Origin of the sequence: Streptomyces capoamus, assembly GCF_014654935.1 — a bacterium.
Classification (GTDB): Bacteria; Actinomycetota; Actinomycetes; order Streptomycetales; family Streptomycetaceae; genus Streptomyces; species Streptomyces capoamus.
The window spans coordinates 1-6359 of sequence record NZ_BNBF01000010.1 but is presented as its reverse complement, the minus strand read 5'-3'; the positions used below and the strand labels follow the sequence as shown (position 1 = coordinate 6359).

Sequence of the window (6359 nt, the reverse complement as noted above, 5' to 3'; positions counted from 1 at the left end):
GGCGCTGGCCTCGGCGTCCTCCCGGTGCAGCGCCCGTGCCGCGGCCAGCGCCGCCACCACGGCCACGGTGGGATCACCGGTCCCGGCCAGTGCCTTCCGGTACGCGGCCTCGGCCCGGCGCACCCCGACGGACAGGTTCACCGCGGTCGGCCTGGCCTCCTCGAGCACCCGGGCCGCCTCGGCCACGTCGAAGCCGCGCGCGGCGGCGAGCGCGACGCCGTACGCCCCGGCGATCCCGAGCAGCGGCGCCCCGCGCACGGCGAGCGAACGGATCGCCTCCACCAGCGCCGCGGCGTCCGTGCACACCAGCTCGACCTCTTCGGCCGGGAGCCTGGTCTGATCGAGAAGGACCAGTACGGGGCCTTCTGGTGGTTCCTCCCATCGGATCGCAGGTATCTCGGTGGGCCGCTTGTCCTCGCTGGGTCGCTCCTGCTGATCAGCCATGCCGTCAGTCTGCCCTGGATCCGGCGGACAATTGAAGGAGACCAGCCCCTACCGCGGCCGATCACCCGGTGACCGGCCCATGGCACGATGGCTGCCAACCTGCCGCCGCGACCGCGGACGGGCACCGAGAAGGAGCTTCGATGACAGACACTCCGGGCTGGGCATCGCCCGGATCCGCCCCGTCGTCCGAGGGTCGGGAACCCGGTGCGTCCGGTCCCGCCGAGCCCGCCGACCGCCCCGGCCCCACCGGACCCGCACCCCAGCCGGGCACGGACGCGCAGGCCCCGGGCGGCAAATGGTCCAAGGAGCAGCCGCCGCCCGGCCAGTGGTCGGCCCCCACCGGTGCCCCCAGCCCCCACCAGGCCCCGCCACCCCCGCCTCCCGGCCCGGGCTGGGGCACCCAGCAGCCCGGCGGCCCGGGCCCCGGCGGCTACGGCGGCGGCTACGGCGGACCGCCCGCCGGCTACGGCGGTTACGGCACCCCCGGCGGCTACCCCGCCTGGGGCGGCGGCTGGGGCGGCCCGCCGCCCGCGGCCAAGCCCGGTGTCATCCCGCTGCGCCCGCTGGGCGTCGGTGAGATCCTCGACGGCGCCGTGTCCACCATGCGCACCTACTGGCGCACGGTCCTCGGCATCGCGCTGGCCGTCGCCGCGATCACGGACACCTGCCTCGTCCTCGTACAGGGTTTCTTCCTCAACGACGCCCTCGCCGGCACGCGGCTGGACAGCCGGACCGCCACACCCGACGACCTGTACCGCGCCCTGCGCGAGTCCATGATCGGCACCGGTATCGTCACGGTGATCTCCGCGGCCGCCGTCATCGTGGCCACCGCCCTGCTCACGACCATCACCAGCCGCGCCGTACTCGGCAAGCCGGTCAGCGCCGGCGAGGCCTGGCGTGAGGCCCGCCCGCAGATCCCGAGACTGGCCGGACTGCTCATACTGCTCGGCCTGATCACCATCGGGGTGGTCGTCGTCGGCGCCCTGCCCGGCCTGCTGGTCCTGATCAGCGGCGGCAGCGACGCCGGCGGAGCCGCACTGTTCTCCCTCGGCATCCTCGGCGGTGTCGTCGTCGCGGTGTGGCTGGCCATCCGCTTCTACCTGGCCGCCCCCGCCCTGATGCTGGAGCGCCAGAGCGTCACCAAGTCCATGAGCCGCTCCGCCAAGCTGGTGCGCGGCTCCTGGTGGCGCGTCCTCGGCATCCAGCTGCTCGCCTGGCTCATCGCCAATATCGTCTCGGCGATCGTCACCATCCCGTTCGCCCTCGTCGGAGCCGCCGTGAGCGGTGACGGCATGGACAACTTCCTCGGCACCACCGGCGAACCCGTCAGCTGGGCGTTCCTGATCATCCGGGGGATCGGCTCCCTGGTCGGCACCACGCTCACCCTGCCGATCAGCGCCGGCGTCACCGTGCTCCTCTACATCGACCTGCGCATCCGCCGCGAGGCCCTCGACCTGGAACTCGCGCGCGCCGCCGGTGTCCAGGGCTACGGCCCGGGCCCCGTCCCCGGGAGCTGATGCGGTGAGCCTCACGGGGGTGGTTCTCACCGCGGCGGCCCCGTCGGACGCCGCCGTCCCGCTCGCACGGCAGCTGCTGCGCGTGTCGCACCGGGCCGTGCTCGCGGGCGGCGGTTCGGGAGACGAACCCCCGGTGACCGTCCCGCGTGATCCCGCCCGCGAGGCGGCCCGCCGTGAGCTGTCGAAGCGGATGTACCACGAGAACGATCCCGGCCTGCTCCAGCGCGCCCTGAACGCCTTCTGGAACTGGGTCGGCCGACTGTTCGGCGCGGCTTCCTCCGCGACCCCCGGTGGCACGGTCGGCCTGCTCGTCGTGATCCTGTTCGTCGTCGCCGTCCTGGCCGCCCTGTGGTGGCGCCTGGGCACCCCCCGACGCCGGCCCGTCTCCGCGGCCGTCCTCTTCGACGAGCGCCCCCGCAGTGCCGCCGCACACCGCGCGGCCGGCGAGGCACACGCTGCCCAGGGCCACTGGACCCAGGCCGTCCAGGAACGCATGCGGGCCCTCGTCCGCTCCCTGGAGGAACGGGCCCTGCTCGACGAACGCCCCGGCCGCACCGCCGACGAAGCGGCCGCCGAGGGCGGCCGCGTCCTCCCCGCGCACGCCGACCGGCTGCGCGCCGCCGCCCGCGAGTTCGACGACGTCACATACGGCGGGCGCGGGGCCGGCGAGCAGTCGTACCACCGGCTCGCCGAACTCGACCGTGACCTGGAGCGCACCAGGCCGAGCCTCGCCGACAGCGCCACCGGCAGGGCGCACAGCGCCCGCCAGGGGGCAGCCGAGTGACCACCGAGGCAGCCCCGACGGCCACCTCCACCGCGCCGGCCCGCCGCCAGGCGTGGACCCGGGCACGTGGCATCACGCTCGCCGTCGTCGTGCTCCTGGCCGCCGCCGTCGCCATGGCCGCCGTACGCTCCACCGCCCGGCACGGGGAACTCGACCCGCGCTCGGCCGACCCCTACGGCAGCCGCGCCGTCGCCCGGCTCCTCGCCGAACGGGGCGTCTCCACCCGCGTGGTGACCTCCCTCGGCGCGGCCCGCGCCGCCGCCGGCCCGGACACCACCCTGCTCGTCGCCGTACCCGACCGGCTGACCCACCGTCAACAGAGCCGACTGCACGCGGCGACGGAACCCTCGGGCGGGCGGACCATCCTGGTCGCGGCCGGCAGCTGGTCCGTCGAGCGGCTCGCCCCCGGGGTCACCGCGGACCCCGCCACCAGCGGTGAGGACACGCTCCGGCCGGACTGCGCCCTGCCCGAGGCCCGGCGCGCGGGCACCGCCGACACCGGCGGCATCCGCTACACCACCACCCGCCTCGACGCCGACTCCTGCTACCCCAGCGAACGCCTCGCCACCCTGCTGCGCGTCCCCGCGGCCTCCGGACGCGGCGACACCGTCGTCCTCGGCGCGCCCGACATCCTCTACAACGACCGCCTCGACGAGCAGGGCAACGCCTCGCTCGCCCTCCAACTCCTCGGCTCCCGCCCCCATCTGGTCTGGTACCTCCCCTCGCTGTCCGACACCGCCGCCACCGAGAACGGTGAACGGAAGAACTTCCTCGACCTGCTCCCCCCGGGATGGCTCTGGGCCACCCTGCAGCTCTTCATCGCGGCGGTCCTCGCCGCCTTCTGGCGGGCCCGCCGCTTCGGCCCCCTGGTGTCCGAGAAGCTCCCCGTCGCGATCCGCGCCTCGGAGACCGCCGAAGGCCGCGCCCGCCTCTACCGCAAGGCCGACGCCCGCGACCGCGCCGCCGACGCCCTGCGCGCCGCCACCCGCACCCGCCTCGCCCCCCTCGTGGGCGTCCCCGCCACCAGGGCACACACGCCCGAGGCCCTGCTCCCCGCCCTGTCCGCCCACCTCTCCGGCGACGGACAGACCCTGCACCCCCTCCTCTTCGGACCGCCGCCCGGCGACGACGCGGCGCTCATCGCCCTCACCGACCAACTCGACGCCCTCGAAAGAGAGGTACGCCGTTCATGACGGACCCGACCACTGACAACGCCGGGCAGAACGGGGACGCGGGCGCCGCACGCGCCTCCCTGGAAGCCCTGCGCACCGAGATCGCCAAAGCCGTGGTCGGCCAGGACCCCGCCGTGACCGGCCTCGTCGTCGCCCTCCTCTGCCGCGGACACGTACTACTAGAAGGAGTCCCCGGAGTCGCCAAAACGTTGCTCGTCCGGTCCCTCGCATCCGCACTGGACATCGACACCAAGCGCGTCCAGTTCACCCCGGACCTGATGCCGAGCGACGTGACCGGATCCCTCGTCTACGACACCCGCACCGCCGAGTTCTCCTTCCAGCCCGGCCCGGTCTTCACCAACCTCCTCCTCGCCGACGAGATCAACCGGACCCCGCCCAAGACCCAGTCGTCCCTCCTGGAGGCCATGGAGGAACGTCAGGTCACGGTCGACGGCACCCCGCGCCCGCTGCCCGAGCCGTTCCTCGTCGCCGCCACCCAGAACCCGGTCGAGTACGAGGGCACCTATCCGCTCCCCGAAGCCCAACTCGACAGGTTCCTGCTCAAACTGACGGTCCCTCTGCCCTCGCGCCAGGAGGAGATCGACGTCCTCACCCGGCACGCCTCCGGGTTCGACCCGCGTGATCTGCGCGCCGCCGGCGTCCGCCCGGTCGCCGGTCCCGCGGACCTCGAGGCGGCCCGCGCGGCGGTCGCCAGGACGACCGTCTCCCCCGAGATCACCGCCTACGTCGTGGACCTCTGCCGCGCCACCCGCGAGTCGCCCTCGCTCACGCTGGGCGTCTCCCCGCGAGGTGCCACGGCGCTGCTCGCCACCTCCCGCGCCTGGGCCTGGCTGACGGGCCGCGACTACGTCATCCCGGACGACGTGAAGGCCCTCGCTCTGCCCACACTGCGCCACCGCGTCCAGCTGCGCGCCGAGGCCGAGATGGAAGGCGTGACCGCGGACTCGGTCATCAACGCCATCCTCGCCCACCTACCGGTCCCCCGCTGATGGCACTCACCGGACGCACCGCTCTGCTGGCGGCCCTCGGCTCGATCCCCGTCGGCATCCTGGAACCAGGCTGGACGGGCATCCTCGCGGTCAACGGCCCCCTGGCCCTGGCCTGTGCCTGCGACTACGCGCTGGCCGCACCGGTACGCCGCCTCCTGCTGGACCGCTCCGGCGACACATCCACCCGCCTCGGGGACACCGCCGACGTCACGCTCACGCTCACCAACCCGTCCCGCCGCCTCCTGCGGGCCCAGGTACGGGACGCCTGGCCCCCGAGCAGCTGGCAACCGGGCACCGAGATCGAGGCGTCCCGGCACCGGATGACCGTGCCCGCGGGAGAACGCCGTCGCGTGACGACCCGTCTGCGCCCCACTCGCCGCGGCGACCGCCGGGCCGATCGCGTCACTATCCGCTCGTACGGCCCCCTCGGCCTCTTCTCCCGCCAGGGCACCCACAATGTGCCGTGGACCGTACGGGTCCTGCCGCCCTTCACCAGCCGCAAGCACCTCCCGTCGAAACTCGCCCGATTGCGGGAACTCGACGGCCGCACCAGTGTGCTGACCCGCGGCGAGGGCACAGAGTTCGACAGCCTGCGGGAGTACATCCCCGGAGACGACACCCGCTCGATCGACTGGCGGGCCACGGCCCGGCAGTCCGCCGTCGCCGTGCGCACCTGGCGCCCCGAACGCGACCGGCACATCCTCCTGGTGCTGGACACCGGTCGTACCTCCGCGGGCCGCGTGGGCGACGCCCCGCGCCTGGACGCCTCCATGGACGCGGCCCTGTTGCTCGCCGCCCTCGCCTCACGCGCCGGCGACCGCGTCGCCCTGCTCGCCTACGACCGCCGGGTCCGCGCCCTGGTGCAGGGCCGCTCGGCAGGCGATGTGCTGCCTTCCCTGGTGACCGCGATGGCCACGCTGGAACCGGAACTCCTCGAGACCGATGCCCGGGGCCTCACCGCCGCCGCGTTGCGCACCGCACCTCGGCGTTCCCTGATCGTGCTCCTCACGACACTGGACTCGGCACCGGTGGAACAGGGGCTGCTGCCTGTACTTCCACAGCTCACTCAACGCCACACTGTGCTGGTCGCGTCGGTAGCCGACCCCCACATCGCCCGAATGGCGAAGTCGAGGGGCACCGCGGAGGCGGTGTACGAGGCGGCGGCAGCGGCTCAGGCCCAGAGCGAGCGCCGGCGTACGGCGGACCAGTTGCGTCGTCACGGGGTGACGGTGGTGGACGCCTCCCCGGAGGAATTGGCGCCGACGCTTGCGGACGCCTACCTGGCTCTCAAAGCAGCGGGACGGCTTTGAACGGCTGCCGCCCGCCGGCGTCCCTCGGGACGATTTCGGCTCCTGAACGCAGAAAACCCCCGCACCGGAGTGCGGGGGTTTCCCGGAATGATTGTTCGGCGGCGTCCTACTCTCCCACAGGG

The 6359-nt window shown here is 74.0% G+C and carries 5 protein-coding genes and 1 pseudogene; 5 read left to right on the top strand and 1 reads right to left on the bottom strand.

The genetic code is table 11. From position 1 onward, the window contains the following. Window positions 1–444: pseudogene (locus IE312_RS40530) on the bottom strand (S-methyl-5-thioribose-1-phosphate isomerase); the annotation flags it as partial. A gap of 140 nt (window positions 445–584) precedes the next feature. Between IE312_RS40530 and IE312_RS17335 the strand changes: the two are divergent. From IE312_RS17335 to IE312_RS17315, 5 genes are read left to right on the top strand one after another with little or no spacing between them, the layout of a single operon-like run. Continuing rightward, entirely contained in the window at window positions 585–1961 is a 1377-nt protein-coding gene (locus tag IE312_RS17335) for a glycerophosphoryl diester phosphodiesterase membrane domain-containing protein (protein WP_189982776.1), read from the top strand. A 4-nt stretch (window positions 1962–1965) separates the two neighbouring features. Further along, window positions 1966–2745 (top strand): DUF4129 domain-containing protein, encoded by a 780-nt coding sequence (locus tag IE312_RS17330; protein ID WP_370467563.1) that lies wholly within the window; start codon window positions 1966–1968, stop codon window positions 2743–2745. Further along, window positions 2742–3938, top strand: a complete 1197-nt coding sequence (locus tag IE312_RS17325) for a DUF4350 domain-containing protein (RefSeq protein ID WP_189982774.1) — start codon at window positions 2742–2744, stop codon at window positions 3936–3938. The genes IE312_RS17330 and IE312_RS17325 overlap by 4 nt, the downstream gene beginning before the upstream one ends. Continuing rightward, window positions 3935–4927 carry an AAA family ATPase gene (locus IE312_RS17320; protein WP_189982771.1) on the top strand — a complete coding sequence of 331 codons (993 nt, stop codon included), beginning with the start codon at window positions 3935–3937 and terminating at the stop codon, window positions 4925–4927. Before IE312_RS17325 ends, IE312_RS17320 begins: the two co-directional genes overlap by 4 nt. After that, window positions 4927–6237: a DUF58 domain-containing protein gene (locus IE312_RS17315; RefSeq protein ID WP_189982769.1), complete on the top strand. Its 1311-nt coding sequence runs from the start codon at window positions 4927–4929 to the stop codon at window positions 6235–6237. The genes IE312_RS17320 and IE312_RS17315 overlap by 1 nt, the downstream gene beginning before the upstream one ends. Window positions 6238–6359: the final 122 nt, after the last annotated feature.

Bases quoted from the DNA above. Each gene is read 5' to 3' on its own strand.
- IE312_RS17320 (WP_189982771.1), top strand. From the start codon at position 3,935: ATGACGGACCCGACCACTGACAACGCCGGGCAGAACGGGGACGCGGGC.
- IE312_RS17335 (WP_189982776.1), top strand. From the start codon at position 585: ATGACAGACACTCCGGGCTGGGCATCGCCCGGATCCGCCCCGTCGTCC.
- IE312_RS17315 (WP_189982769.1), top strand. From the start codon at position 4,927: ATGGCACTCACCGGACGCACCGCTCTGCTGGCGGCCCTCGGCTCGATC.